This is a genomic window from Paenibacillus sp. J22P277 (assembly GCF_059383675.1).
The window spans coordinates 248,657-273,575 of the sequence record NZ_JBXENS010000007.1; the positions used below are offsets into that span (position 1 = coordinate 248,657).

General features: G+C 60.0%; 21 protein-coding genes and 1 pseudogene. 19 read left to right on the forward strand and 3 right to left on the reverse strand.

Features of this window, described 5'->3' with window-relative positions; translation table 11 throughout:
* Positions 1-37: 37 nt before the first annotated feature.
* On the reverse strand, positions 38-709 hold the full coding sequence (locus tag AC50YL_RS25045; RefSeq protein WP_494835566.1) for a DUF559 domain-containing protein: 672 nt from the start codon (positions 707-709) through the stop codon (positions 38-40).
* Between the two features lie 183 nt (positions 710-892).
* Complete coding sequence (locus tag AC50YL_RS25050; protein ID WP_494835567.1) at positions 893-1,822, reverse strand: ArsR/SmtB family transcription factor; 930 nt, start codon at positions 1,820-1,822, stop codon at positions 893-895.
* A 165-nt stretch (positions 1,823-1,987) separates the two neighbouring features.
* Between AC50YL_RS25050 and AC50YL_RS25055 the strand changes: the two genes are divergently transcribed.
* The 5 genes and pseudogenes from AC50YL_RS25055 to AC50YL_RS25075 all read left to right on the forward strand — a co-directional run bounded on the left by AC50YL_RS25055 (position 1,988) and on the right by AC50YL_RS25075 (position 9,124).
* Positions 1,988-4,738: a glycoside hydrolase family 2 protein gene (locus tag AC50YL_RS25055; RefSeq protein ID WP_494835568.1), complete on the forward strand. Its 2,751-nt coding sequence runs from the start codon at positions 1,988-1,990 to the stop codon at positions 4,736-4,738.
* Positions 4,739-5,022: 284 nt separating this feature from the next.
* Positions 5,023-5,160: pseudogene (locus AC50YL_RS25060) on the forward strand (YiaA/YiaB family inner membrane protein); the annotation flags it as partial.
* A gap of 84 nt (positions 5,161-5,244) precedes the next feature.
* Entirely contained in the window at positions 5,245-5,436 is a 192-nt protein-coding gene (locus AC50YL_RS25065) for a YiaA/YiaB family inner membrane protein (protein WP_494836011.1), read from the forward strand.
* Positions 5,437-5,703: 267 nt separating this feature from the next.
* Positions 5,704-7,329 (forward strand): response regulator, encoded by a 1,626-nt coding sequence (locus AC50YL_RS25070; RefSeq protein ID WP_494835570.1) that lies wholly within the window; start codon positions 5,704-5,706, stop codon positions 7,327-7,329.
* Positions 7,322-9,124, forward strand: coding sequence for a cache domain-containing sensor histidine kinase (locus AC50YL_RS25075; protein ID WP_494835571.1), 1,803 nt, complete (start codon positions 7,322-7,324; stop codon positions 9,122-9,124). Before AC50YL_RS25070 ends, AC50YL_RS25075 begins: the two co-directional genes overlap by 8 nt.
* A 95-nt stretch (positions 9,125-9,219) precedes the next feature.
* On the opposite strand, the gene AC50YL_RS25080 is transcribed toward AC50YL_RS25075, so the two are convergent.
* Positions 9,220-9,423, reverse strand: a complete 204-nt coding sequence (locus tag AC50YL_RS25080) for a hypothetical protein (RefSeq protein ID WP_494835572.1) — start codon at positions 9,421-9,423, stop codon at positions 9,220-9,222.
* A gap of 348 nt (positions 9,424-9,771) precedes the next feature.
* On the opposite strand from AC50YL_RS25080, the gene AC50YL_RS25085 reads away from it, so the two are divergent.
* From AC50YL_RS25085 to AC50YL_RS25150, 14 genes are all read left to right on the forward strand, one after another.
* The gene (locus tag AC50YL_RS25085) at positions 9,772-10,242 is read left to right on the forward strand and encodes a GyrI-like domain-containing protein (protein WP_494835573.1); all 471 of its coding nucleotides are present in this window, start codon (positions 9,772-9,774) and stop codon (positions 10,240-10,242) included.
* A gap of 234 nt (positions 10,243-10,476) precedes the next feature.
* Entirely contained in the window at positions 10,477-11,403 is a 927-nt protein-coding gene (locus AC50YL_RS25090; RefSeq protein WP_494835574.1) for an ABC transporter permease, read from the forward strand.
* Positions 11,404-11,617: 214 nt separating this feature from the next.
* Positions 11,618-12,502: a carbohydrate ABC transporter permease gene (locus AC50YL_RS25095; protein WP_494835576.1), complete on the forward strand. Its 885-nt coding sequence runs from the start codon at positions 11,618-11,620 to the stop codon at positions 12,500-12,502.
* Positions 12,503-12,559: 57 nt separating this feature from the next.
* Complete coding sequence (locus tag AC50YL_RS25100) at positions 12,560-14,158, forward strand: DUF3502 domain-containing protein (RefSeq protein ID WP_494835577.1); 1,599 nt, start codon at positions 12,560-12,562, stop codon at positions 14,156-14,158.
* A 37-nt stretch (positions 14,159-14,195) separates the two neighbouring features.
* Complete coding sequence (locus AC50YL_RS25105; RefSeq protein WP_494835578.1) at positions 14,196-14,429, forward strand: S-layer homology domain-containing protein; 234 nt, start codon at positions 14,196-14,198, stop codon at positions 14,427-14,429.
* Between the two features lie 122 nt (positions 14,430-14,551).
* The gene (locus AC50YL_RS25110; protein WP_494835579.1) at positions 14,552-15,808 is read left to right on the forward strand and encodes an enolase C-terminal domain-like protein; all 1,257 of its coding nucleotides are present in this window, start codon (positions 14,552-14,554) and stop codon (positions 15,806-15,808) included.
* Between the two features lie 30 nt (positions 15,809-15,838).
* Positions 15,839-16,687 carry an NAD-dependent epimerase/dehydratase family protein gene (locus AC50YL_RS25115; RefSeq protein ID WP_494835581.1) on the forward strand — a complete coding sequence of 283 codons (849 nt, stop codon included), beginning with the start codon at positions 15,839-15,841 and terminating at the stop codon, positions 16,685-16,687.
* 147 nt (positions 16,688-16,834) lie between these two features.
* The gene (locus tag AC50YL_RS25120; protein ID WP_494835582.1) at positions 16,835-17,470 is read left to right on the forward strand and encodes an HAD-IIIA family hydrolase; all 636 of its coding nucleotides are present in this window, start codon (positions 16,835-16,837) and stop codon (positions 17,468-17,470) included.
* Between the two features lie 124 nt (positions 17,471-17,594).
* Positions 17,595-19,073, forward strand: a complete 1,479-nt coding sequence (locus AC50YL_RS25125) for a protein adenylyltransferase SelO (protein WP_494835584.1) — start codon at positions 17,595-17,597, stop codon at positions 19,071-19,073.
* Between the two features lie 419 nt (positions 19,074-19,492).
* The gene (locus AC50YL_RS25130; RefSeq protein ID WP_494835585.1) at positions 19,493-20,629 is read left to right on the forward strand and encodes an ROK family protein; all 1,137 of its coding nucleotides are present in this window, start codon (positions 19,493-19,495) and stop codon (positions 20,627-20,629) included.
* A 15-nt stretch (positions 20,630-20,644) separates the two neighbouring features.
* Entirely contained in the window at positions 20,645-21,649 is a 1,005-nt protein-coding gene (locus AC50YL_RS25135) for an asparaginase (RefSeq protein ID WP_494835587.1), read from the forward strand.
* Between the two features lie 62 nt (positions 21,650-21,711).
* Positions 21,712-23,064: an ABC transporter substrate-binding protein gene (locus tag AC50YL_RS25140; RefSeq protein WP_494835588.1), complete on the forward strand. Its 1,353-nt coding sequence runs from the start codon at positions 21,712-21,714 to the stop codon at positions 23,062-23,064.
* Between the two features lie 140 nt (positions 23,065-23,204).
* Positions 23,205-24,071 carry a carbohydrate ABC transporter permease gene (locus AC50YL_RS25145; RefSeq protein ID WP_494835589.1) on the forward strand — a complete coding sequence of 289 codons (867 nt, stop codon included), beginning with the start codon at positions 23,205-23,207 and terminating at the stop codon, positions 24,069-24,071.
* Positions 24,071-24,910, forward strand: coding sequence for a carbohydrate ABC transporter permease (locus AC50YL_RS25150; RefSeq protein ID WP_494835590.1), 840 nt, complete (start codon positions 24,071-24,073; stop codon positions 24,908-24,910). Before AC50YL_RS25145 ends, AC50YL_RS25150 begins: the two co-directional genes overlap by 1 nt.
* The last annotated feature ends 9 nt before the right edge of the window (positions 24,911-24,919 follow it).

Sequence of the window (24,919 nt, forward strand, 5' to 3'; positions counted from 1 at the left end):
ATCCGGTTAGGCGAACCAGGTTTATACAAAACACACGTTAAAGCCGCATAATCGCGCTTGGGTGCAGCTCGTAACGCACGACGTGTTTTCCTGAGTTCCCTGTGACCGGCGTGAACATGCCTTTGCGGCATAGCGATTGCAGCGTTCGGACGGCAGTCCGGTGGTTGATGCGAAGATGCGTTTCCACGTCGATTGGGCGCAGCGGGCCGGACGATGCGCAGGCGAAGCGGATGATTTCCCGTTCCATCAAGCTTGGCGTGTCTTCGACGGGGGAATCGTGCGTCCGGTAGCGGCTGAGCAGCATCCGCAGCAGCGTCAGGCAAAGTTCCGGCCGATTCGCGACATCGTCATAGGCGAAGGAGACGACTTGAAAACCCATCGCCGACAGAAAGGTTTCTCGGTTCAACTCGTTGCAGTACTTCTGCCGATCCATGTCTCTTACGTGCGGACCGAAGCCTTTGATCTCGATGATGAGCTTAACCGAGGGAGTAAGCCAGGCAAAATCGCAATAATAGGCCAGCCCCCGCCAATCGAGCACCTCGAATTCCGGATGCAAATCGTCGAATTGGCCTAACGCCGGCCACCACACGTTGCGGCAAAACCGTTCTTCGGCCTCCTTGTGCCCCCGTTCCAGCCTCCCTCTTCGTTCTCCCTTGCGCTTCTTCAAATGATACGCCAAAAATTCGCGGTGCGCCTGTTCGAAACTCATCTTCCGTTTCCTCCCCAAAAATGAAAAAAACGCCCCGTTCCATGCGCGGCATGGAGCGGGACGTTCTTCGTCTCGTTGCTTTCAGTATATCGCGAAATCCGGCCGTTCGGCTAGTCTCTGTTGCCCATAGTCATGACCGGCGCCTAGCACATGTCTCGGGCGTACACACAATCCGCGTTCGTCCTACTCCGAATACCGGATGAACGACAGCACCAAATCCTGCCGATGGTCGCCGAAATCCGAGCCGAACAGGTTCAGGCCGCGGCGGTTCTCGGCGTCCTCGCCGACCTCGAGCCGCACGCGGATCGGCTTGTTGTATTGCAGGCCGAGGGAACCGACGGTCGCGGGCGCGGACGGCGCGCCGTTTACCAGGCTGCCGTCCTTCGTCACGCGCCATTCCGTCAGTTGGCCGTATTCCGTGCCGCTGCGCCATTTGTCCGGGGTCAGCTTGCCTTTGCGGTCGCCGAGATCCCCAGGACTCGTATAGGTGCCGACGAGCATATCATTAATGTAGAGCGAGATGTCCGAAGGCCAGTCCATCTGGAAGGAGGAAGCCTCCGAACAAAGCTCCGCGCGGAAGCCGAGCTCGTCGATCGTCACGCCGGGCGGCATGGGATTGGCGAAATAATACTCCACGTAGCCCGAGCCGGAGAACCAGAGCAGCGACGCTTCGAACCGCTCCGGCATGTAGAAGGACCGCGGATCGTCCACGGAGCCGACGTGCACGCAATCTTTCGTCACGATGCCGCAGGTCGGCTGGACGGAGCAATGCGAGAACATGCCGATCGGCATGTGCAGCTCTTCCGTGCGATGCAGCCCTTCGCCGAGCTTCACGGGCAGGTCGAGTTGGATGGAGCGGCAAGTGGCGGAGCAGATTTTTTCGCGGTTCGCCCCGAGCGCCGACGAGACGAGGTCCACGCTTTCGAGAATTTGCACGTTGATGGAGATCGTCGGCTGCGCGACGCCGAGCGCCTCGGCCAGTTGGCTGATGCTCATCGGCTTCTCGCCGAGCGCCTCCAAGATGCGCACGCGGACGTCGCCGGACAACGCTTTGGCCACGTCGACGATGCGGGAGGAGGGATAACGCAGCAGGTCTTGCATGGATTCGTTCATGGGCGGTATCAGTCCTTCGGGCGGTCGTTTTGGTATAGGAGTAGTGTACTCGAAAACCGCTATATTGTAAAAGTATAATACATATTGATAAATTTATATACCAATGCTAGAATCAAGGCGAGAATGAATGAAAATCCACCTTACCCGAAAGGTCGTGCTCTCCTAATGGCAGCTCAAGCTTTGCAAACGGCGGCGACTTCCCTGCCGCGTCCCGAATACCCGCGTCCGGATTGGCAGCGCCGCGATTGGCTGAATTTGAACGGAACGTGGTCGTTCCGGCTCGATCCCGAAAATGAGAACGGTTCCACGCAGGCTTCCGCGGAGTTCGGCAGCGAGATCGTCGTGCCGTTCTCGTGGGCAAGCCCGCTGTCCGGCATCGGCCGGAACGAACGCGGCATCGGCTGGTACAAGCGCGAAGTGACCTGGTCCCCGGAAGCGAAGGATTCCCTCGTCTTCCTGCGCTTCGGCGCGGTCGACTACCGCTGCGACGTCTGGATCAACGGCCTGCACGCCGGTTCCCATTCGGGCGGCTACGGCGAGTTCGAGTTCGACGTGACGGGCATCTGGAACACGGGCGAGGCCAATACGATCATGGTGCGCGCGGAGGATTTCGACTTGAAATCGCAGACGCGCGGCAAGCAGGGCTACGGCGAGATCCGCGGCATCTGGCAGCCGGTCTGGCTGGAGTCGCGGCCGAAAGCGTACATTCAGCAGGCGAAATTCATCACCCGCCTCGATGGCAGCGTGCAGGCGAACCTGACGATCGCGGCGGGCAAGACGACGGAAGCGTCGCTGCAGTTCCGTTTTGCGGACGGGGCGGTCTCGCATGCGGAGAACGTCACGCTGGCGCAGGGCGTGAACAGCGTGAGCGCGACGTTCCAGGTCGAGGATCCGCAGCTGTGGAGCCCGGAATCCCCGTACCTGTACGAGGGCGAGATCAAGCTTGCGAGCAATGAGGGCACGGACGCCGTCGAGACGTATTTCGGCATTCGCGAGATCGGCACGGCGCGGTTCGGCGATCGCGACTACCGCTGGGTGACCTTGAACGGCAAGCCGGTCTACCTGAACGGGACGCTGGATCAGTCTTTCCACGAGACGGGGTTCTTCACGTATCCGACGGACGAAGAAATGCGCGACGAGATTTACCTGGCGAAGCGCCTCGGCCTGAACTTCGTGCGAATTCACATCAAGCCGGAGGAGCCGCGCAAGCTGTATTGGGCGGATAAGCTCGGCATGCTGATCATGGAAGACATGCCGTGCTTCTGGGGCAATCCCGACGAGCCGACGCGCGCGGCCTACGAGCGCGAGGCGAAGGAAATCATCGATCGCGATTTCAACCATCCGTCGATTTTCTCCTGGATCATGTTTAATGAAACATGGGGGTTGCGCACGGACGCCGAGACGATCGCGTTGACGAGCCAGGACGGGGGCAAAGCCGAAGCCACGTATTTGCCGGAGACGCAGGAGTGGGTGCGCTCGATCTACCGCTGGGCCAAGAGCGTCGATCCGACGCGGATCGTCGAGGACAACTCGCCGTGCAACTACGACAAAGTGGAGTCGGATATCAATACATGGCATTTCTATATTAACGGCTACGAACAGGTGCGCGCGCATGTGACCGAGGTCGTGGAGAAGACGTTCCCGGGTTCTTCCTTCAACTGCATCGGGGACAACGTGCAGTCCGACGCGCCGCTGATGAACAGCGAGTGCGGCAACGTCTGGGGCTTCGTGAGCGGCGCCGGCGACAGCGACCTCGCCTGGCATTACCGCTACATGATGAACGAATTCCGCCGCCATGACAAAATGTGCGGGTTCGTCTTCACCGAGCTGCGCGACGTGACCAACGAGTTCAACGGCTACTATCGCCTCGACGGCCGCGAGAAATTTTTCGGCTACGAGGGCTTCGTGCCGGGCATGACGCTGGCCGACCTGCACGCGCCGGATTTCATCGTCATCGACGCGCCGCCGTGCCGGACGGCGCAAGCGGGCGAACGCGTGTCGGTGCCGGTGCTGAAGTCGAGCTACTCGGACCGTTACCACGGGCAGAAGCTGACGCTCGGCTGGGAGCTGTGGCATGATAACCTCGGCACCCGCGTAACCGGGGACCGCGGCGCGATCGAATTGGATTGGAACGGCTACGGCGTGGAGCCGATCAGCGCGCCGATCGCGTTCGATCTGCCGAAGCAGGATGCCGTCGCGGTGCTGGCGGTCACGCTAAGGGATGCGGCCGGTACGGTCGTGACGCGCAACTTCATTACGTTCGACGTGCGCGGCGGCAGCGAAATGCCCGTCTACGACGCGGACGGACGTTTCGTCGCGGTGCCGGTGACGGATTACGCGGAACAAACCTTCGCGCACCAGTGGAATGCGATTCAGGCGGGCAAGACGAACGGCGGCCAGGCGGGCAAGTTCGTCTACGACGTCGAGCTGCCGGACGCGGCCGAGCAAGCGCTGGTGCAGCAGGTCGAGCTTTACTTCGAGGCCAGCTCGAAGCGGCTGCTGGCGCGCAACGTCGAAGGCGCGCGGGAACGCGCGCACGGCATCGACTTCATGCACGGCGCGGATGCCGCGGTGGAGTACAATTCCAACACGTACTACATGACCGACAACGAGCTGCACGAATCGCGGATCGACGTTCTCGTGGACGGGGAGAAGGTCGCGTCGTTCCTCCTGCCGGACAATCCGGCGGACAGCCAAGGCGTGCTCTCATACCAGTACCAGGAGGTTCATAACCAGCTCGACGAAGCCGGCTCCTACGGCTACCTGTGCAAGGTCGTGCTGCCGAGCAGCGTGACGGCGAAGCTCGACCGCAGCCGCGCCTTCAAGCTGACGCTGGAAGCGGGCGAAGGCGGCCTGGCGCTGTACGGCCGGAATGCCGGACGGTACCCGATCGATATCGTCGCGCATGTCAGATAACGGATTTCCTTTCGATGGAGGGAGCGGGCCAGTCGGCCTGCTCCTTTTTCATGCGCCGGCGCTGAAGGCAGAGCGAGCGGGCTTAGTACCAGGTACCAGAAATAGTTGGTACTTCTGGCGCGCGGCGAACGGGATTACAATGAGGCCATAACACATAACCGCAAAGGTTATACGGGAGGCTCATTACGATGAGTAAGATGGATATGGATAACTTCAACACCACGATGCCGGTTCGCGCGAAAATGCACTTTTACCGCCGCCGCAACACCCCGACCTACACGTTCATGGCTTGGGCGTCGTTCGTGCTCGCGAGCGGATTCGAATTCGTCGGCATTTATAATTTGAAAGAGCCGCTGTCGGTGCAAGGCTACTACGCGGTCACGGGCGTGCTGCTCATCGTCACCTCGTTCCTGCTGCAGAAGGTCGCGCGGGACAACGACGAGGACAATTTTCTCGCGGCGCATAACCCCGGCCACCGCCGCCGCAATACGTCCGCGTTCACGTTTCTGTCCTGGGCCGGCTTCGGGCTGGCGATCCTGGCGCAGTACGTCGGGATCTTCAACCTGGAGGAGCCGCTGGCCGTCAAAGGCTATTACGCCATCGGCGGCGCCTTCCTGATCGTGTCGTGCCTCGTGCTGCAGAAGACGATCCGGGACAACGAGGAGGACCGGCTGAATCGGGACGAGGCGGAGGAGTAGGGCGGGTAGTGCGGGAAAACGGAGACTTCTCTCGTCGCGAGAGAAGTCTCTTTTGCGTCGGCGGGAAGAGGAGCAGTTTTCACTTGCGCCATTGCCGGTTCCTACTATACTGGAAGTTAGTAGTCGAATCGGAATCGATGTCGCCTTCGGCGAGCGGGGTAAATCAAACAAGATAGAATCCCCCCTATAAAGATAAGATTCACTACTTGTACCGCGAACATCGCGCGTTATATGATCGGGAAAAAGAACGGGAAAGGCGGGAGCGCGATGCTGGTGCTGATCGTAGACGACGAATGGGAGATCCGCGAAGGACTGCGCCGGAATTTTCCTTGGGGGGAATACGGCATCGAGGAAGCGATCACCGCCGATGACGGCGATACCGCGCTGGAGCTCGCCAGGCTGCGGGAGCCCGACGTGATCTTGACCGATATCCGGATGAAACGGATGACCGGACTCGAGCTGATCGAGCAGTACGCGGCCGAACGCGCCGACGGCTGGCGGGCGATCGTGATCAGCGGTTACGACGATTTCGAGATGGTGCGCAGCGCGATGAAGCTCGGCGCCATGGATTATTTGCTGAAGCCGATCAACACGTCGGATCTCGGCGAGATTTTAAAGCGGATGATCGATCAGCTCCAGAAGGAGAAGCGCGACCGGGACAACGAGATGCTGCTGCAATCGCATGTGCAGAGCGCCCTGCCGAAGATGCGCGAGGAAGTGCTGCGAGAACTGGTCGAATTCAAATACAACGCCTACCGGGAGACGAGGATCGCGCACCGGCTGCGGACGCTGGAGCTGGATTGGCTCTTGGGCGAACGCCTCGCGCTGCTCCTGATCGAGGTCGACGACCTGCGGGCCGTCGAGAGCCGCAATGAACGGAATCTGATCCTATTCAGCATCGGCAACGTCGTCCGCCAGACGCTGGAGGAAGACTGCGATTACCGTTCCGTGCTCTACGAGGACGCCAAGAACCGCTGGGTGCTGCTGCTGGCCTGCCCGGACGCCGCGCGGCTGGAATTGTACAAGGACCTCGGCCAGCTCTGCATCCGCCGCATCCATCAGTTCGTGAAGGTCAACGTGAGCGTGGCGCTCTGCTCCGCGACCGATTATGCAAGCGGTCTCAATGCCGTGTATACGGAGACGGAGGAAATCCTCGAGCAGAAAGCCGTCTACGGCGGCAACCGGCTGCTGACCGGGGTCGGCTGGGAGGTCGAGGCGGAGCAGGACAATCTCTCGATCCGGCAGCCGGCGGAGGTGCTCGACTTGATCCGCTACGGCACGGACGACGAGATCCGGGCGGCGATGGAGCCGTTCGTGGAGATGGTCCAGTGTTGGTCGTTCACGCAGATCAAGGATATCCAGCAGCGCATCTTCGAATGGCTGCTCGATCTGTTCAAGAAGGCGTGGCAGCACGGCTGGGCGGACCGGACCTGGGAACGCAATCCGATGGCCGTGTGGGAGCGGCTGGAGCAATTCGATACGCTGGAATCGCTCAAGGAGCAGACGGAGCAGTTTCTGCTGACCGTCGCCGCGGGCTTCCGGACCCAGAGCGTGTCGCCGTGCCAGATCATTCAAGCCGCGGAGAAATTCATCCGTGGCCGGTACGCCGACGGCTTGACCCTGCAGAGCGTGGCGGAAGAGGTGCACGTGACGCCGGTGTGGCTGAGCAAGCTGTTCAAGAAAGAGACGGGCATGACGTTCCTCGAATATTTGACCGAGATCAGGATGGAAAGGGCGAAGCGGATGCTCGAAGAAGTGCAGTACAAGGTGTACGAGGTGTCCACGCAGGTCGGCTACAAGGACCCCGTTCATTTCACGAAGCTGTTCAAGAAACAAACGGGCCACACGCCCAAGGAATACCGCAGGCTGCAGGGAATCGCGGGCCATGAGTAGCCCGGTGTCCCTGCGCCTCGCGTCTTCCTTCCGGAACCGGATGATATTGATCTTCTTCATGATCATTATCGTCCCTTTTTTATTGTTCGCGTACTATGCGCATATCAAGGCGATCGAAGGCATCTCGAACGCGAACATGACCGCCTCCATCAACTATTTGCAGCAGTCGCGGGGCAATTTCGAGAACTACCTGGAGTCGCTGAACAATCAGATCAACGGCTTGATCGGCAACAAGCAGCTGCAGAATCTGCTGAGCGCCCCGCCCCCGGCGGATCCGGCGTCCGAGGATACGTTCACGCTGAACATGGTCAGCCTGATCTATCAGAAGACGTCGACGATCGACGCGTTCCGGATTCACGTGTATCCGATCGATCCGTCCAAATACACGGACTACATGAGCACGATCGGCGAGCCGGACCGGGTGCAGGACGAGCCGTGGTTCCGCAAATCGCTCGCCACGGTCAGCCCGACGTGGCGGTTGTCGATGCCGGAGAAGGGTTACTTCGAACGGCCGCTGCTGACGTACATCAAGCGTTTCTCCGGTCTGTACGACCAGATTCCCCGCGGGCTGATCGCGACCGATCTGTCCGAGGATCAGCTGAAGCGGTTCTTCTCCCAGCGCGGCGGCATGGTCGACCAGAAGCTACTGCTGCTCGACGAATCGGGGACGGTCGTCTACGATTCCCATGCCAATCAATGGACGGGCAGTCCGTTCCCGTCCGAGCGGTTCGTCCGGCATATCGCCGGCGGGGCCCAGGGATCGCAGACCGTCACGATCGACGGCAGCACATATTTGGCGACTTACGTGCGGATGGACAGCTATCCGTGGACGATCGCCAGCTTGACGCCGCTCGACGAATTGACCGGCACGATCGCGGAGATCAACCGGCTGCTCGTCATCTTCCTGATCATCTACCTGATCTGCTGCATCGGCGTGGTGCTGTACATCACGGCGTATTTCACCCAGCCGATCGCGCGGCTCGTGCGGTATATGCGCAGGCTGGAAGCGGGCAATCTGCAGCAGATCATTCCGACGTCGTCGCGGCAGGACGAGGTGGGCTGGCTGTATCGCGGTTACGGGAGTCTGATCCGGCGGCTCGAAGGGTTGATCGAGGATGCTTCGCGGGCGGAACGGCAGAAGAAGGAGCTGGAGTTCCAGGTGCTGAGCCACCAGATCAATCCGCATTTCCTGTACAACACGCTGGAGTCGATCCGTTGGAAGGCGGAGAATCACGGCCGAAGCGAGATCAGCGAGATGGTGTCCGCGCTCGGCAACCTGCTGCGGCTGAGCCTCAATCAAGGCAAGGAGGTGACGACGCTGGGGCGGGAGATCGAGCAGGTCAAGGCGTACGTGCAGATCGAACAGGCGCGGATGGGCCAGACGATCCGGATCCTGTATTCGGTCGACGGGGAGCTCAAGGACGTGCCCTTCCTGCGCCTGCTGCTGCAGCCGCTCGTCGAGAACGCGATCCAGCACAGCATCCGCGATAATTTCGAACAAGGCAAGATCCTGCTCTCCGCGCGCCGGGACGGCGAGGAGCTCGTGGTCGATCTCGTCGACAACGGCAGCGGCATTCCGCCCGACGTGATCGAGAAGCTGGAGATGAACTCCGATCCGCATGCGAAATCGGCCGAAGGCGCCAAGGGCGTCGGCCTGCGCAATGTCAACGATCGGTTGAAGCTCTATTTCGGCGAGAACTGCAGGCTGAGCATCGAGACGTCGCCGGGGCAAGGTACCCGGATCACGCTGAGGCATCCGATCATCAAGGACGGGGAACTAGGGCAAAGGAAGTGAAGGGAACGGGTATAGGGAAGGTCTTCGGGTTCGGATAGGCTGTCTGGCGCATAAGCCTGGCAGCCCGGGTCGCGTGTGCTAGCGGGGGATTCGGCTTAGTTGTGAAATACGAGCCAGGCGACCAAAAGCCAGAATGGCGCGACAAGCAGCGCTCCGTTGATCATGCCGGTCTTGAATTTTGCTCCGCGCTCCGCCGATGCGCCCTCCGCGGTTGCCGCAGCGCCGAATATGGAAGCATGCGTCTTAATGCCTGCGTGCACCAAAGTGCCGTTGATGGGTTTGCGGTTAAGGATTCTCATAAGTAAACCTTCTTTCCTGAATTTTCATGACCTAGGTCACGATATTGGGTCGTTAATCCTTATATCGGTCACGAGGTAATGGGAATGAAGTCCTTTATAAGAAAAATTTCGAAAAAAATCCAGGACTGCGAACGGAGTCGAAAGACCCTTAACCGGCAAGGCGAATTGCCTATTCGCGTTTCGCCGATCGGGATGGCCAAAGGCGCCGCCGCTGCGGCGATTTGGCGGGCGTGGCATCGGTTGTTCATGCGGCGCGCCGCGACACGACAGAAGCTCCTTTACAAGCAAACGCATATTCGTTACAGTAAATATGTAATTATTTTCCATACGACAAGGAGTGGAATCCTCATGAACGCTTATCAAGTCGACGCGATGGAAAGAGAAGAGCTCAAGCTGGTCGGCTATTCGATCGTCGAAAGCCTGAACAACGTGCTGGCAACGAGAATCGTCGGAACGCTGCGCGAGGAATTGGCCGGCCGCAGACAAGAGATCGAGCACGGCAACGATTCCGGAATCTACTTAATACAAATTTACCCGCAAGACGGCCATTGGACGCCGGATATTCCGTTTCGGCATGTGATCGCGGTTGAAGTGGACGCATTCGGCGCGCTGCCGGAGGGGATGATCGCGCATACGCTATCTCGCGGGCGTTACGCGAAATTCGTGCACGAAGGCCCGGAATCCCGGATCGGCGACACGTATGCATACATTAACGACACCTACGGCATGCGGCCGATCGACATCGAATACTGGCCCGATATTCATGCGCTGGACGACGAAGACGGACGCATCGAGATTTATATCCCGGGCAAGGACTAGCAGCCGGGGGGCGCCGGCCGGCCGGCGAAGCGGGTTGGCAGAACAAGGGCTGTCCATCGTCATCGCGGATGACGGGGGGCGGTCTTTTTTTGCGCGTCTCTGAAAAGGAAGCGATTTCCCGAAAAAGCGGGAACAGGCTAAAACAACCCTGCAAAGGATAAGATCCGCTCATAGAAGCGGCCGGGACCGTCCTTTATCATTAAGCTATCAACGAAAGAGAAGGGGTAAAGGCCCATGAAACGAAACGGAGTCCTCCGCGAGCTCGTGCGCAATCGCCAGCTGCTGCTTATGTTTCTGCCCGTCGCGACGCTGCTCTTCCTGTTCAATTACTTGCCCTTGTCGGGTCTGATCATTCCGTTCAAGAACTTCGACTTCAGCAAAGGCATCTGGGGCAGCGACTGGATGCACCCGCTGCTGAACAACTTCGATTACATTCTGTCCTCGGACGCGGCGTACCGGGCCGTTCGCAACACGATCCTGTTGAACGCGCTGTTCATCGGCGTCGGACTCGTGTTCGAGGTCGGCTTCGCGCTCATGCTGAACGAGCTGCGGAACAAATATTTCAAGCGCATTACCCAATCGCTGACCTTCCTGCCGTTCTTCATCTCCTGGATCGTCGTCGGCGTGTTCACCTACAACCTGCTTAACTTCGAGAACGGCGCGGTCAACCGGCTGCTGGAATGGTTCGGCTTTCAGGGCATCGACTTCTACAGCGAAGCCGGTCTGTGGCCGCTCATCCTGACGATCGCGATCCGCTGGAAAGTCACCGGCTACGGCACGATCATCTACCTGGCGGCGCTGACCTCGATCGACAACTCGTATTACGAGGCAGCCTCGATCGACGGGGCTTCCCGTTGGCAGCAGATGCGGTACATCAGCATTCCGATGCTGAAGCCGACGATCATGATCCTGACGCTCCTGGCCATCGGCCGCATCATGAACGCGGATTTCGGGATGTTCTACGCGATGGTCGGCGATGCCTCGCTGCTGTTCCCGACGACCGACGTCATCGACACCTTGGTCTACCGCAGCCTTCGCAAATCCGGGGACATCGGCATGGCATCCGCGGCCGGCTTCCTGCAATCGGTGGTGGCGTTCGTGCTCATCCTCGCCAGCAACTACGCCGCCCGCAAGGTGGACCGGGACTCGGCTATTTTCTAAAACGCAAATTTTTAAAAGTGTTTTGAAGAAGTGACCAAAGAGTCGGTATGGAGTCGGAACAACGAAGTGGTCGCCTTTGTAGTTGGATTTCTACCTATTGATAATTTATAAGATCAAAGAAATCCAACTACGACAGCGAGTGGAGACCCATACCGACCGCAGGTCATGCTTTTCTTCAATTCGCTTTTAAATAAACCCAAGGAGGCATCGGTCAATGGTTGCCAAACGATTTTCGCTTAGCCAAGCGCTCATCATGCTCGTCATTTCCTTATTCAGCCTGGCCTGCCTGTTCCCGTTCGTGATGGTCGTCTCGGGCTCGCTCAGCACGGAGAACGACATCGTCAATTACGGCTACGGGCTCATCCCCCGGCATATTACGCTCGATTCGTACCGGATCCTGTTCCTCGGCTCCAACCGGATCGTGGACGCGTACGGCATCAGCATTCTCGTCACGGTCGTCGGGACGATCCTGTCCCTGATCGTCAACAGCATGGGCGCGTACGTCATGGCGCGGCGCTCGTTCAAGTACCGCAACATCCTTTCCATCTACGTCATCCTGACGATGCTGTTCAGCGGCGGCCTCGTGCCGTGGTATATCATCTGCGTCCGCTACCTGGAGCTGAAGGACACGATCTGGGCGATGATCCTGCCGCCGATGGCGAACGCCTTCAACATGTTCTTGATCCGGAACTTCATGCAGTCGATTCCGGAGGATATTTACGAGTCCGCCAAAATGGACGGCGCGAGCGAATTCCGCATCTTCGGCCGGCTCATTACCCCGCTGTCCGTGCCCGTGCTGGCGACCATCGGCTTGTTCGTGGCGCTGGCGTATTGGAACGACTGGTTCCTCGGCCTGATGTTCATCGACAAGCAGGAGCTCCAGCCGCTGCAGCTGCTGCTGCGGACGCTCATCTCGAACGTCGATTTCCTGCGCAACTCCAGCAATGCCGCGGCGATGCAGCGCATCATGCCGCAGATCCCGTCCGAATCGATGAAGATGGCGCTGACCGTCGTCACGATCGGCCCGATCATCTTCCTGTACCCGTTCCTCCAGCGCTATTTCGTCAAGGGGCTCATGGTGGGCGCGGTCAAAGGCTGACTATACCGACTTCGGTCGTATAGCGATATAATCAAAACCATTAGGGGAGAGGATTACATGAGGAAGCGGAAGTCAAGGATTCCGATGCTGCTCGCCGTCATGATGCTGGTCACGGTCATGCTGGCGGCATGCGGCGGCAATAACGGCGGCAACGGGAACGGCGGCAATACCGGCAATACCGGAGGCAACGCCGGCGGCGATAACGGCGCGACCGCGCCGGCCGATTCGCCGGACGGCAATGCCGGCAAGCAGGAGGACGAAGTGACGCTGAAGTTCTATTTCGGCGGCGACAAGAAAGCGGCGACGGACGAGGTATGGACCGCGATCAGCGACTACGTCAAGAGCAAAGGCCTGAACGTGAAGTTCAACATCAACTTTATCCCGTTCACCGATTTCAAGGATAAAATGCTGGTCATGGCGGCTTCCGGCGACAGCTGGGACATGAATTTCGACGGCGATTGGCTGTCCTACAAGCAGATGGCGGCGAAAGGCTCCTACATGGCGCTGAACGACCTGCTGCCCGAATTCGCGCCGAATCTGTACAAGAAGTACCAGGAGCAAGGCACGCTGTCGGCCGCTACGGTGAACGGCCAGATCGTCGGCTTGCCATGGACGATGAAGATGAACCAGCGGCTGTTCGCCGGCTGGCGGTCCGATCTCGCGGAGAAGGCGGGCATCACGATCGCGCCGGACTCCATCAAGACGATCGAAGACGTCGACGGCCTGCTCCGTCAATTGAAGAAAGCGTATCCGAACGAGAAGCTGTCGCGTTCGACGCCGCTCGCGATCTACATGATCCGCGACGAATGGGTCGACCTGAACTTCCACGGACTCGGCTTCTATCTCAACGACCCGAAATTGACCGTCCAACCGGTCGAGCAGCAGCCGTTCTACCTCGAAGCGACCAAGATGGCGAAGGTCTGGTACGACGACAAGCTGATCAACCGCGACGCGATGATCGACAAGGAAGACGGCGCCGCCGAATGGCGCAACGGCAAGACCTTGCTGACGCTGACGTCGCATGAATGGGCGAACGCGGACCCGGGCTTCTCGGATCCGTCCTACAAGCAGCAGATGTCCCTGCTCTATCCGGACAAGAAACAGGTTAACCGTACGGCGCTGGCGAACGTGGTCGCGATCAACCGCAACTCCAAGCACGCCGACCGCGTCCTGCGCTTGCTCGACATGATCGAGACCGATCAGAAGCTGTACGACCTCGTGCAGTACGGCATCGAAGGCAAGACCTACAAGCTGGACGGCGAAACGGCGATTTATCCGGACGGCATGAACACGACGACGAGCAACTATATGGAGTGGGGCGGCCAATGGGCGTTCTGGAAGCCGCAATTCATGCGTCCGACCTCGACGTATCCGAAGGATTTCTGGGTGCACGAGGCCGAGTTCGCGGCCGAGCCGGAGAACGTCAACTCCCCGATCGACGGGCTGTTCATCGCCGAAGACGCCATGAAGAACGAGCTCGCCAAACGCGACCAAGCGGCCGACGAGACGGGCAAACCGCTCGAATTCGGCATCGTGAAGGATCCGGACAAAGATGTTGCTTCCTACGTCGAGAAGCAAAAAGGCAACGGCCTGGACAAAATCCTGACCGAAACGCAAAAGCAAATCGACGCGTACTTGTCATCGCAAGCGAAGTAAGAAACAGAGCCTAATCGGCAGGCAGGATGCCGCGGCGTTGGTCGAGCGGGCTTACCGCGCCGCCGGCAAGGAGCTGCCGTCCGGCTCGGACGGAGCGCTCGCGGACTTCAAAGATGCGGCCGACGTGGCAGGCTATGCCCGCGCCGGCGTCGAATCCCTTATAACGGCCGGATTGCTTCAAGGCAGCGACGGACTGCTCCATCCCCGGAACAGCCTGACCCGCGCCGAGAGCGCCGTCTTGCTCTACCGTCTCTATCAAATGGCTGAATAGCCAAACGCTAGGCAGCCGAACGCAGACCAGCCGGAAGGCTAAGCGGGCATGCAGCTAACGAACTCCACTACGAACTTAGCCGATACCAACGCCTCCCGTCCGCCAGGACGGGAGGCAATCGCATGAACGAACATAAAGAAGGAGCGTGCATGGGGATGGCGAAAATAACAGGGATCCGGTGCATCCGCACGAGGAAAAACGGAACGTGGACCGTCGTGAAGGTGATGACGGACCAAGACGGGCTGTACGGCATCGGCTCCGCCAACGATTTGTACAACCCCGAAGCGGTCGTGCAGGTCATCGAACAACTGCTTGCGCCGCAGCTGATCGGCCGGGAAGCCGGCAGCATCGAGGATATCTGGCAGACGATGCAGCTGAGCTCGTACTGGCGGAACGGCTCGATTCTGCAAACGGCGATCGGCGGGATCGACGTCGCGCTGTGGGACATCAAAGGCAAGGAGGCGGGATTGCCGATCTATCAACTGCTCGGCGGCGCCTGCCGGGCGGCCGTGCCGTGTTACGGCCATGCGGGCGGGCATGACATCGCGGAGCTGAAGGAGGACGTTCACCGTTTCCGGGAGCAGGGCTACACCGTCATCCGGGCGCAGCTCGGGGGCTACGGCGGCGGGGGCTTCATCCCGAGCGGGCAAGCGAACGTGCCCGAGGAAGCCTGGGCGAAGGAAGCGGTCTTCGATGAACACGCTTACCTGCAGGCGATTCCCGCCATGTTCGAGCAGCTTCGGGTGGAATTCGGATCCGCGGTGCAGTTCACGCACGACGTCCACGAGCATGTCTCGCCGATCGGCGCCGTTCGCCTGTCCAAGCGGCTGGAGCCGTACGACCTGTTCTTCCTCGAGGACGCGCTGCCGCCCGAGCATGTCGGCTGGTACCGCCAGCTGCGCCAGCAGAGCGCGACCCCGCAGGCGGTCGGCGAGCTGTTCGCGAATCCGCAGGAGTGGACGCCGCTGATCATGGAACGGCTGATCGATTTTATCCGGGTGCGGGTATCCAAGGTCGGCGGCATCAGCGCGGCCCGCAAGATCGCGACGCTCGCGGAAGCGTTCGGCGTTCGCACCGCGTGGCAGGAAGGCGGGGAGAACGATCCCGTCAACCAAGCGGCGGCCGTGCATCTGGACATGGCGGTATGGAATTTCGGGATCCAGGAAATCAACCACTTCAAGCCGGAGGAGCGCGAAGCGTTCCCGGGACTCGTCGAGCGGCGGGGCGGGTACTTGTACGTCTCCGGCAAGCCGGGTCTTGGCATCGATTTCGACGAGGAGAAGGCGCTTCTGCTGCCGGGAGACGACTGGAAGCGCGCGAGCTATCACCAGCCGTACAAGCTGGACCGCAAGGCGGACGGCACCTTGGTAAGGCCGTAACGCAACGACGACAAAAGGAGTTGGAGAAGCATGATGCAAACGATCGCGGTAACCGGGGGCAGCGGCAAGCTGGGCCAGTACGTCGTCCGGGAGCTCGTCCGGCAGCAGTACAAGGTCGTTTCGCTCGATCAGAAGCATGCCGCGGGCTTGCCCTGCCGGCAGCTCATCGTGGACATGAACGACCTCGGCCAGGTCGCGAGCGCGCTGCAGGGCGCGGACGCCGTCATTCATCTGGCCGCGATCCCGTCGCCGACCGGGTTCCCGGTGCCGATGATTTTCGATAACAACGTCATGGGCGCATATAACATTCTGGAAGCGGCGTCCATGCTCGGCATCCGCCGGGTCGTCATGGGCTCGAGCACGTCCTGCTACGGCTTCGCATGGGCGATCAAGCCCTTCCCGCCGCAGTATTTGCCGATCGACGAGGCTCATCCGCAGCTCTCGCAGGAAGGCTACGGCTTATCGAAGACGGTGGGCGAGCTGACGGCGGCGATGTTCCATCGCCGCACCGGCATGGCCGTCGTGAGCCTCCGCTTCTCGCTGATCGCCGCTCCCGAGGAATACGCGCGGCTGCGACGCGGCATCGGCAAGCCGGAGGAGTTCGCCAAAATCCTGTGGAGCTACGTCGATATCCGCGATGCCGCCGGCGCGTGCGTCGCTTCGCTGCAAGCGGAGGTGGACGGCGCGGTGGCGCTGAATATCACCGGCGACGACACGCTGAGCGAATTCGAGACGTCCGAGCTGCTTCGCGCATGCTACCCGGACGTGGCGGATTTGCGGACGGACTTCGCGGGAAGAGAACCGCTGTTCAGCAATCGCTTGGCCAAGGAAACCTTGGATTGGCGTCCGCAGTACCGCTGGTCAGAGGCGCTGGCCTAGAACCCGCTTGGTCCGTTCGCGGACTCCTACAAGAGTGAAAAGCCCGGTTTTGCCCTCGGAGAGGCGAAGCCGGGTTTTTTTGTTGCGCGAAGCCTTCCGCAAGGGGATACTGGGAGTATGCAATGAACGAGAGGCGGGAAAGCGAACGTGAAACCGGTTTTGATATTTGATTTCGACGGGACGATCGTGGCATCGAAGCTGCTGGCGATCCGTTTGTTCAACGAGCTGTCCGCCAAGCACGGCGGCCGGAAGATCGACGACGACCAGGACATCGCGCGGCTGTCCGACCTCTCCATTCCCGATCGCCTCAAGGCGCTTCAGGTACCGGTTTACAAGCTGCCGGGACTCGTCATAGAAGGCAAACGGGAATACCATAAAGCTTCTGCCGCGCTGCAGGCGGCGGAAGGGATGCGGGAGGCGCTCGCCGAGCTGAAGGAAAGCGGCTATACGATGGGCATTCTCTCCTCCAACGCGAAGGAAAATATCCACGGCTTCCTGGAGCTGAACGGATTGGACGTCTTCGGCGCGGTGCATTCCGCTTCCAATATGTTCGGCAAGGACAAGGCGATCCGCGGCATGGCGCGCGAGATGGGCATCGGGCTGGACCGGATCGTCTATGTCGGCGACGAGCTTCGCGACGTCCAAGCCTGCAAGAAGATCGGCGTGACCGTCATCGCCGTGTCCTGGGGCTACGATTCCGCGAAGCTGCTGGCGGAAGCCGGTCCGGATTACCTCTGCCATACCGCTGCCGAGCTGCTGGATATCGTGCGCCGCAGGCCATAGCAAGCCCGGGCGGATCGTCTTCGATCGACTGGACGGGCGGCTGTCGCGCATCGACCGATGATACGAACGAATCGCAGGATACGTAAAGGGGCACCATCTAAGTATGGAAAGGATTGGAGATGCAATGACAGAAAACCAAGCAAAGCCGCAGGAGGCCGGGTGGAATTTCGACAACAGCTATGCCCTTTTGCCGCAATCGTTTTATGCCGAACAGAGTCCGGCGCGCGTCCGTTCGCCGAAGACCGTTATCTTGAATGAGCCGCTGGCGGCGCGTCTCGGGCTGGACGCCAGGGCGCTGCAGGGCGACGACGGCGCGGCGGTGCTGGCCGGGAACCGGATTCCCGAGGGCGCGCGTCCGCTGGCCCAAGCCTATGCGGGACATCAATTCGAGTATTTCAACATGCTGGGAGACGGCCGCGCGCTGCTGCTCGGCGAGCAGATCGCGCCGGACGGCGGGCGCTTCGACATCCAGCTCAAGGGTTCGGGCAGGACGCCTTATTCCCGCGGCGGCGACGGCCGGGCGGCGCTCGGACCGATGCTGCGCGAATATATCATCAGCGAAGCGATGTTCGCGCTCGGCATTCCGACGACGCGAAGCCTCGCGGTGACGGCGACCGGCGAGCCGGTGATCCGCGAAATGCAGCTGCCCGGCGCCGTCTTGACCCGCGTGGCCGCCAGCCATCTGCGCGTAGGAACCTTTCAATACGCGGCGAACATGCGGACGGTCGACGAGCTGCGCGCTTTGGCCGATTATGCGCTGCAGCGCCACTACCCCGATACGGATGGCGAAGGGAACCGCTATCTGGCCCTGCTTCGGGGAGTAGGGGGCCGGCAAGCCGAGTTGATCGCCAAGTGGCAGCTCGTCGGCTTTATTCACGGCGTCATGAACACCGACAACATGACCATCAGCGGCGAAACCATCGATTACGGCCCTTGCGCGTTCCTGGATGCGTATGATCCGGCCACCGTCTTCAGCTCCATCGACAGGCAAGGCCGCTACGCTTACGGCAATCAGCCGCGAATCGCCGCATGGAATCTGGCGCGACTGGCCGAATCGCTGCTGCCGCTGCTGCACGAGGACGAGGAACGGGCGGTCGAACTGGCGGAGGGCGAGATTGCGGCATTTATCGCGTCGTACCAGCGGCATTGGCTCGCGGGCATGCGGGCGAAGCTGGGGATCGCGAACGAAGAGCCGGAGGACGAGGCGCTGATCGACGACCTTCTTGCTATGATGCAGAAGCATCGCGCGGATTATACCAATACTTTCCTGGCGCTGACGTTCGGCAAACCGTCGGATACGGCCATGTTCGGTTCCGCTGAGTTCGAACAATGGCAAGAGCGGTGGCAGGCGAGAACTGGACGGCAGCCGGAGGACGCGCAGGCATCGTCGCATGCGTTGATGCGCGTCAGCAATCCTGCCGTCATCCCGCGCAACCACCGGGTGGAAGAAGCGCTGGCAGCCGCGGAACAAGGGGACTTCGGCGTGCTGGAGCGGCTGTTGGACGTCCTGTCGAAGCCGTATGCGCATGCTTCCGAACAGACCGAATACGCCGCGCTGCCCGAGCCGTCCGCCCGGCCGTACCGTACCTTCTGCGGGACGTGATCCGGCTTGCGCGTTTTGAGCGCAACCTATAGGCAGCAGTTGAATGAAGGGGCTGTCCCGAAAGCCGTTACGGCCAAGGGACGGCCCCTTATTCGTGCGCGGGGGTCGTGAAGAACATCCGTCCGTTGACCAGGCGATGTTCACCCTCGATAGAGCAGCAAACCGATATCCCTCACGATTTATGTTAGGTAATATAACATTAAATCGAATAATTAGTTGACAAAGGGTTCCGGATGACTTATTTTAATAACATGATGTTATCAATTATCGAGTAAAACGATTCGAAATCGTCGTTATAGTCTTTAAAACGCGGCTATATCCACTCGAATACCGCAATAGTTAATTACTTCCAATTATTAATTGGAGAGGAGATGTTAACTATCCTTCCAAATAAACACGATCAGGAATACATCAAGAATATGAACCGGCTGCTCGTGCTCGAGATGATCCGTCAGCACCGTCCCGTATCCCGGGCGGAGGTGTCCAAGCTGACCGGCATGAGCGCCACGGCCATCGGCAGAATCGTCGGCGATCTCATCGAGGGCGGGCTGGTCCGGGAAACGGATCAATATTCGTCCGGGGTCGGAAGGCGGGCGACGATGCTGGACATCGACATTCATTCGATCATGTCGGTCGGCGTCGAGGTCGACCGGGACGTGGCGAGGATCGGCCTGATCGATCTCGACGGCAATATCGTCGCCCAGCATCACCGCGAGCTGGACCGCGCCTCCGCGCAGCCGGAATCCATCGTCGAGACGATCGCGGGCATTATCGCCGGCATGGCCGGCGAGCAGGGCTTGGAGATGTCCAAGCTCATCGGCGTCGGCGTCGGCATGCCGGGCGTCATGGATCCGGCGACGGGCACGGCGGTCTTCTCCGCGCAGATGGGGTGGTCGAACGTAACCTTCGCCCCGATGTTGGCAGGGAAGCTCGGCCTGCCGGTCGTGCTGGACAACGACCTGAAGGTGAAGGCGCTCGGCGAGAGCGGCACGGCCGCCATATCGGGCGATAGCAAGACGGCGCTCATCAGCATCGGCAGCGGCGTCGGATCGGCGATCGTCATCGAAGGCAAGATCTACCGGGGCGCCAATAATATCGCGGGCGAGATCGGTCACTCCACCATCGACCCGAACGGCAAATTATGCGAATGCGGCAAGCGGGGCTGCCTCCAAACGTACATCACCGACCTCGCGATGCTGCAGGAGGCCGGTCAGATCAAGCCGGTGGCAAGCATCGCGGAGCTGGTCGCGCTGATGAAGAGCGGCGAGACCTGGGCCGACAACATTATCGACCGCGCCTGCACCTATATCGCGATCACGATCAACAACGTCGTCTGCACGTATAATCCGGACACGATCATCATGGCCGGGAGCTTTATCGACATCGATCCCGAGATTCTCGAGCGCGTGCGCGGCAAGCTGAAGGAATTCATCTGGGAACCGTTCGTCGGCACGTTCCAGCTGACCCGATCGCAGCTCGGCGAACACGCGATCATGATCGGCGCGGCCAAGCTGGCGCTGCAGCGGTACTTGGGAAACGGTCTTCAACAACATTAACGGGAGGGACGCGGCATGGAAGAAACGTTGGTCAGGGAATACCGCGGGGGCATCGAGGAATGCGTGCACGTCGGCCATATCTGCGGCGTGAACGATAAAGGCGAGATTCAATACGCGGTCGGCGATCCGCGGGCGGTATCGTTCCTGCGCTCGGCCGGAAAGCCGTTCCAAGCGATTCCGGTGGTCCGGCACGGCGCGGACGCGGCATTCGGGCTGAACGATGCCGAGGGGGCGATCATGATCGGTTCGCACCGGGCGGAGCCTTTTCACGTCGAAGCGCTGGAATCGATCATGCGCAAGACGGGCATCGCCGAGGAGCAGCTGATCTGTCATCCCACGTACCCGCTGAGCGTATACGCCACGGAGGACCTGCTTCGCGCCAACCGTCCGAAGCGGGCAATCTACCATAACTGCTCGGGCAAGCATCTCGGCATTCTGGCGCTGTGCAAGGCGATGGGCTATCCCATGGAAAGCTACGGAGAACCGGATCATCCGGCCCAACGCGAAATTCTGGAGACGCTGGCCTATCTCGCCGGCATTCCGGTCGAACAGGTCGGTCTCGGCACCGACGGCTGCGGCTTCCCGGTCTTCGCGCTGCCGCTGAACGCGCTGGCGACCGCGTTCCTGAAGCTGGCCTGCCCGGATCTCATCGACAATGACGAGATCCGCGCAGCCGTCGTCACCATCGTCCGCCGGATGAACGCGCACAGCGAGATGGTGGCCGGGACGGACCGGATCTGCTCCAGCCTGCTGCTCGATCCGAACATCGTGGCCAAGGGCGGCGCCAAAGGCGTGTACTGCTTCGGCTTGAAGAAGGAACGGCTCGCGTTCGCCTACAAGGTGCTGGACGGCTCCGAGGACGAATGGCCGCTGATCGCGGCGTCGATCCTGGAGCAGATCGGCTACGACGATCAAGCAACGATCGACCGGATGCACGCGCTCGCGCCGGCCGACATCCGCAACGACAACAAGCGCGTCGTCGGACGCAATCAAGCCGAATTTACGCTGCATCTATCATAGATCACGTAAGCAGCCGTTTCCGGCACGCGGAGACGGCGACAATAGGAGAGGAGAGATAAAGAATGGGGAAAAAGAAATGGTTGTCGGGCATGGTCGGGGTCATGCTGCTGTCGGCGGTATTGACGGCTTGCGGAGGGAACAAAGGCGATGATTCCGCGGCGAACGGGGGATCCGGCGCGAATGCGGGTTCAAGCGAAGAGAAGGTCGAGCTCTCGTACCTCGATCCGCTGCCGAGTCCGGAACGGACGGCTTTCATTCAGGATCTGCTCAAGAAATTCGAGGCGGCGAATCCGAACATCTCCGTGGAATACACGTCTGTCCCGTGGGATCAGGCGAACAACAAATGGATGACGATGGGCGTGGCCGGCATTCTTCCGGACGTCATCAGCATTGACGATACCTCGCTTGCGGGCATGGCTTCCGCGGGTTATATCCAAAGCCTGCAGCCGTTCTACGACAAATGGGACCAAGTCGCGAACCTGAGCGAGGCGGCCAAGCAGGCCCGCAACAAATACAAGAACGAAGTGTACGCGATCCCGGATGCCTTCCTGCTGCAGGGGCTGTTCATCCGCACGGATTGGTTCAAGGATAAAGGACTGCCCGCGACGATCGAGACGTGGGACAATTATTTCGATTATGCCAAGAAGCTGACCGACGACGGCAAAGGCCAATACGGCATCTCGTTCCGCGGCGGCGCGAACGGCATCATCCGCGCTATGGAATACGTCATGGCGGCTACGCATTCCGACAGCTGGTTCGATAAGGACGGCAAGTCGATTCTCTACACGCCGGAAGGCAAAGCGGCCTTCAAAAAATTCTACGACCTGTATCTGGACGGCGAATCGCCGAAGGAATCGGTCAACTGGGGCTTCAACGAGATGGTGCAGGGCTTCACGACCGGCCAAACGGCGATTCTGAACCAGACGCCGGAGGTCATCGCCGTCGCGCAGAAGAACATGCAGCCGGATACGTGGAACGTCGTGCCGATGCCGAAAGCCGATGACGGCAAACGTTACATTTTCTGGGGCTTCACGGCCGCCTACGCCATGTCCACGAACACGAAGCATAAGGACGAAGCCTGGAAGCTGATCGAATTCCTCAGCTCGCCGGAGAACAACCTGGCGTACAGCAAAGCGAACACGAGCATTCCGATCTACGCGGAGAGCTTGAAGGATCCGTTCTTCAGCACCGGTCCGATCGCGGGCTACGCCGGTTCCATGGCCGATTCCAACATCGTGTTCGCCGGACCTCCGAGCTACCTGACGCGCCTGGGCGAATTCACGGGCACGTTCTCCGTGCAGGAGACGCAGAAGTACATGACCGGCGCGCAAGATCTGGATACGACCGTCAAACATCTGGCCGATTGGCTTACGACCGAGCAGGCCGCTTACTTGAAAGACAACCCGCAGCCTTAATTCGGCCGCGGCGAACACGGGGCGCGCATGGCCAAGCCATCTTGGCCATGCGCCTTTTCATCTCAGCAAGGTGGTGAACGAAGATGTCCGCGTCCAACAACATGCGATCCTCCGGAAGGAACAGGTGGCTGCTTCGCAGAATGGAGCCTTACCTGCTGCTCCTTCCGGCCATGCTGATCGTGCTCGCGTTTTTCGCTTATCCGATCGTCAAAGCCGTACAGCTGGCGTTCATGCATTACGTGCTGTTCGATCCGAGCCATATCGGCTACTCCGGGCTGGATAACTTCAAGGCGTTGCTCAAGGACGCCAACCTGCCGCGGATTCTGCTCAATACGCTGTTCTGGGTGGTCGCGACGGTGGGCTTGCAGTTCGTGCTCGGGTTCGCCCTGGCGCTCGCGCTCAACAAGAAGTTCCGCGGCAAGAACGTCTACCAGGCGATCGTCTTCCTGCCGTGGGCGGTATCGGCCTTCCTGGTCGGGATGATCTTCAAGTGGATGTTCAACCAGCAAAACGGGCTGATCAACCATCTGCTGCTGCAGCTCGGGATGATCGACAAGCCCGTCGCATTCCTGGCGATTCCGCATCTCTCGATTATTCCGGTCATTATCGCGATGATCTGGTACGGCGTGCCGTTCTTCGGCATCATGATTCTGGCGGCGCTGCAATCGGTGCCCCACGAGATTCACGAAGCCGCCGACATCGACGGGGCGGGGCGGATCAAGCAGCTGTTCAAGATCACGATTCCGTACATCAAGCCCACGCTCGTGCTGACGCTGCTGCTGCGGGTCATCTGGGTGTTCAACTCCGCGGACCTGATCTACATCATGACCGGCGGCGGTCCCGCGAACAGCTCGGACAATCTGCCCTCGTACGTGTTCAGCAAAATCGGCTATTCCGCCGATTACGGACAGGCTTCCGCGCTCGGCGTACTGATGCTGGTCTTCCTCTCGCTCTATACGATCGTCTTCCTGCGCATCACGAAATACAGGGAAGCAGGTGATCTATAATGCCGCTAACTATGAAGAAGAAACTGCCCGGCTTGTCCAGGTTCGTCGTGCTGCTGTTGTTCCTGCTCGGGACGCTGCTGCCGTTCTACTGGATGTTCGTGACCTCGCTGAAGTCGAGGTTGGAGATTTACGGGGCGAAGCTGACGTTCTGGCCGAAGGATCTGACCTGGGATAATTACGCGACGACGTTCCAGACATCCAGTTTCCCGAAATATTTCGCCAACAGCTTCATCGTCAGCATCTCGAGCGGCCTGCTGGTGCTGGCCGTATCGATTCTCGGCGGGTACGCCTTGGCGCGTTACCGGTTCCGGGGCAAGGGCGTGATCATGCTGCTGTTTCTCGCGACGCAGATGGTGCCGGTCATGGTCATGCTCGTTCCGCTCTTCATCGTGTTCGGGAAATTCGAGCTGCTCGATACGCTGACCGCGCTGATCATCACGTATACGGCGCTCAACATTCCGTTCTGTCTGATCACGATATCGGGCTTCTTCCAACGGGTGCCCGTCGCGCTGGAGGAAGCGGCGATGATCGACGGCTGCGGCCGCCTGGCGACGGTCGTGCGGATCATCCTGCCGATCATGCTGCCGGGCATCGTCGCGACGTTCGTGTTCGCCTTCACGGCGGCGTGGAACGACCTGTTCTTCGGCGTCATGTTCACGACCAGCGAAGCCGTCAAGACGGTGCCGGTCGGCCTCAACAGCTTCGTGCAGAAATTCGATATCAACTGGGGCGAAATGAGCGCGGGGGGCGTGCTTTCCTTGATTCCCGTCGCGATCCTGTTCGCTTTCATTCAACGGTTTATCGTAGCCGGCCTGTCCCAAGGGGCGGTAAAGGGCTGATACTACGGG

Coding starts and splice junctions, on each gene's coding strand:
- AC50YL_RS25050 (WP_494835567.1), bottom strand. CDS start 1,822: ATGAACGAATCCATGCAAGACCTGCTGCGTTATCCCTCCTCCCGCATC.
- AC50YL_RS25055 (WP_494835568.1), top strand. CDS start 1,988: ATGGCAGCTCAAGCTTTGCAAACGGCGGCGACTTCCCTGCCGCGTCCC.
- AC50YL_RS25070 (WP_494835570.1), top strand. CDS start 5,704: ATGCTGGTGCTGATCGTAGACGACGAATGGGAGATCCGCGAAGGACTG.
- AC50YL_RS25075 (WP_494835571.1), top strand. CDS start 7,322: ATGAGTAGCCCGGTGTCCCTGCGCCTCGCGTCTTCCTTCCGGAACCGG.
- AC50YL_RS25150 (WP_494835590.1), top strand. CDS start 24,071: ATGCCGCTAACTATGAAGAAGAAACTGCCCGGCTTGTCCAGGTTCGTC.
- AC50YL_RS25085 (WP_494835573.1), top strand. CDS start 9,772: ATGAACGCTTATCAAGTCGACGCGATGGAAAGAGAAGAGCTCAAGCTG.
- AC50YL_RS25080 (WP_494835572.1), bottom strand. CDS start 9,423: ATGAGAATCCTTAACCGCAAACCCATCAACGGCACTTTGGTGCACGCA.
- AC50YL_RS25090 (WP_494835574.1), top strand. CDS start 10,477: ATGAAACGAAACGGAGTCCTCCGCGAGCTCGTGCGCAATCGCCAGCTG.
- AC50YL_RS25115 (WP_494835581.1), top strand. CDS start 15,839: ATGATGCAAACGATCGCGGTAACCGGGGGCAGCGGCAAGCTGGGCCAG.
- AC50YL_RS25130 (WP_494835585.1), top strand. CDS start 19,493: ATGAACCGGCTGCTCGTGCTCGAGATGATCCGTCAGCACCGTCCCGTA.
- AC50YL_RS25135 (WP_494835587.1), top strand. CDS start 20,645: ATGGAAGAAACGTTGGTCAGGGAATACCGCGGGGGCATCGAGGAATGC.
- AC50YL_RS25145 (WP_494835589.1), top strand. CDS start 23,205: ATGGAGCCTTACCTGCTGCTCCTTCCGGCCATGCTGATCGTGCTCGCG.
- AC50YL_RS25110 (WP_494835579.1), top strand. CDS start 14,552: ATGAACGAACATAAAGAAGGAGCGTGCATGGGGATGGCGAAAATAACA.
- AC50YL_RS25140 (WP_494835588.1), top strand. CDS start 21,712: ATGGGGAAAAAGAAATGGTTGTCGGGCATGGTCGGGGTCATGCTGCTG.
- AC50YL_RS25045 (WP_494835566.1), bottom strand. CDS start 709: ATGAGTTTCGAACAGGCGCACCGCGAATTTTTGGCGTATCATTTGAAG.
- AC50YL_RS25095 (WP_494835576.1), top strand. CDS start 11,618: ATGGTTGCCAAACGATTTTCGCTTAGCCAAGCGCTCATCATGCTCGTC.
- AC50YL_RS25125 (WP_494835584.1), top strand. CDS start 17,595: ATGACAGAAAACCAAGCAAAGCCGCAGGAGGCCGGGTGGAATTTCGAC.
- AC50YL_RS25100 (WP_494835577.1), top strand. CDS start 12,560: ATGAGGAAGCGGAAGTCAAGGATTCCGATGCTGCTCGCCGTCATGATG.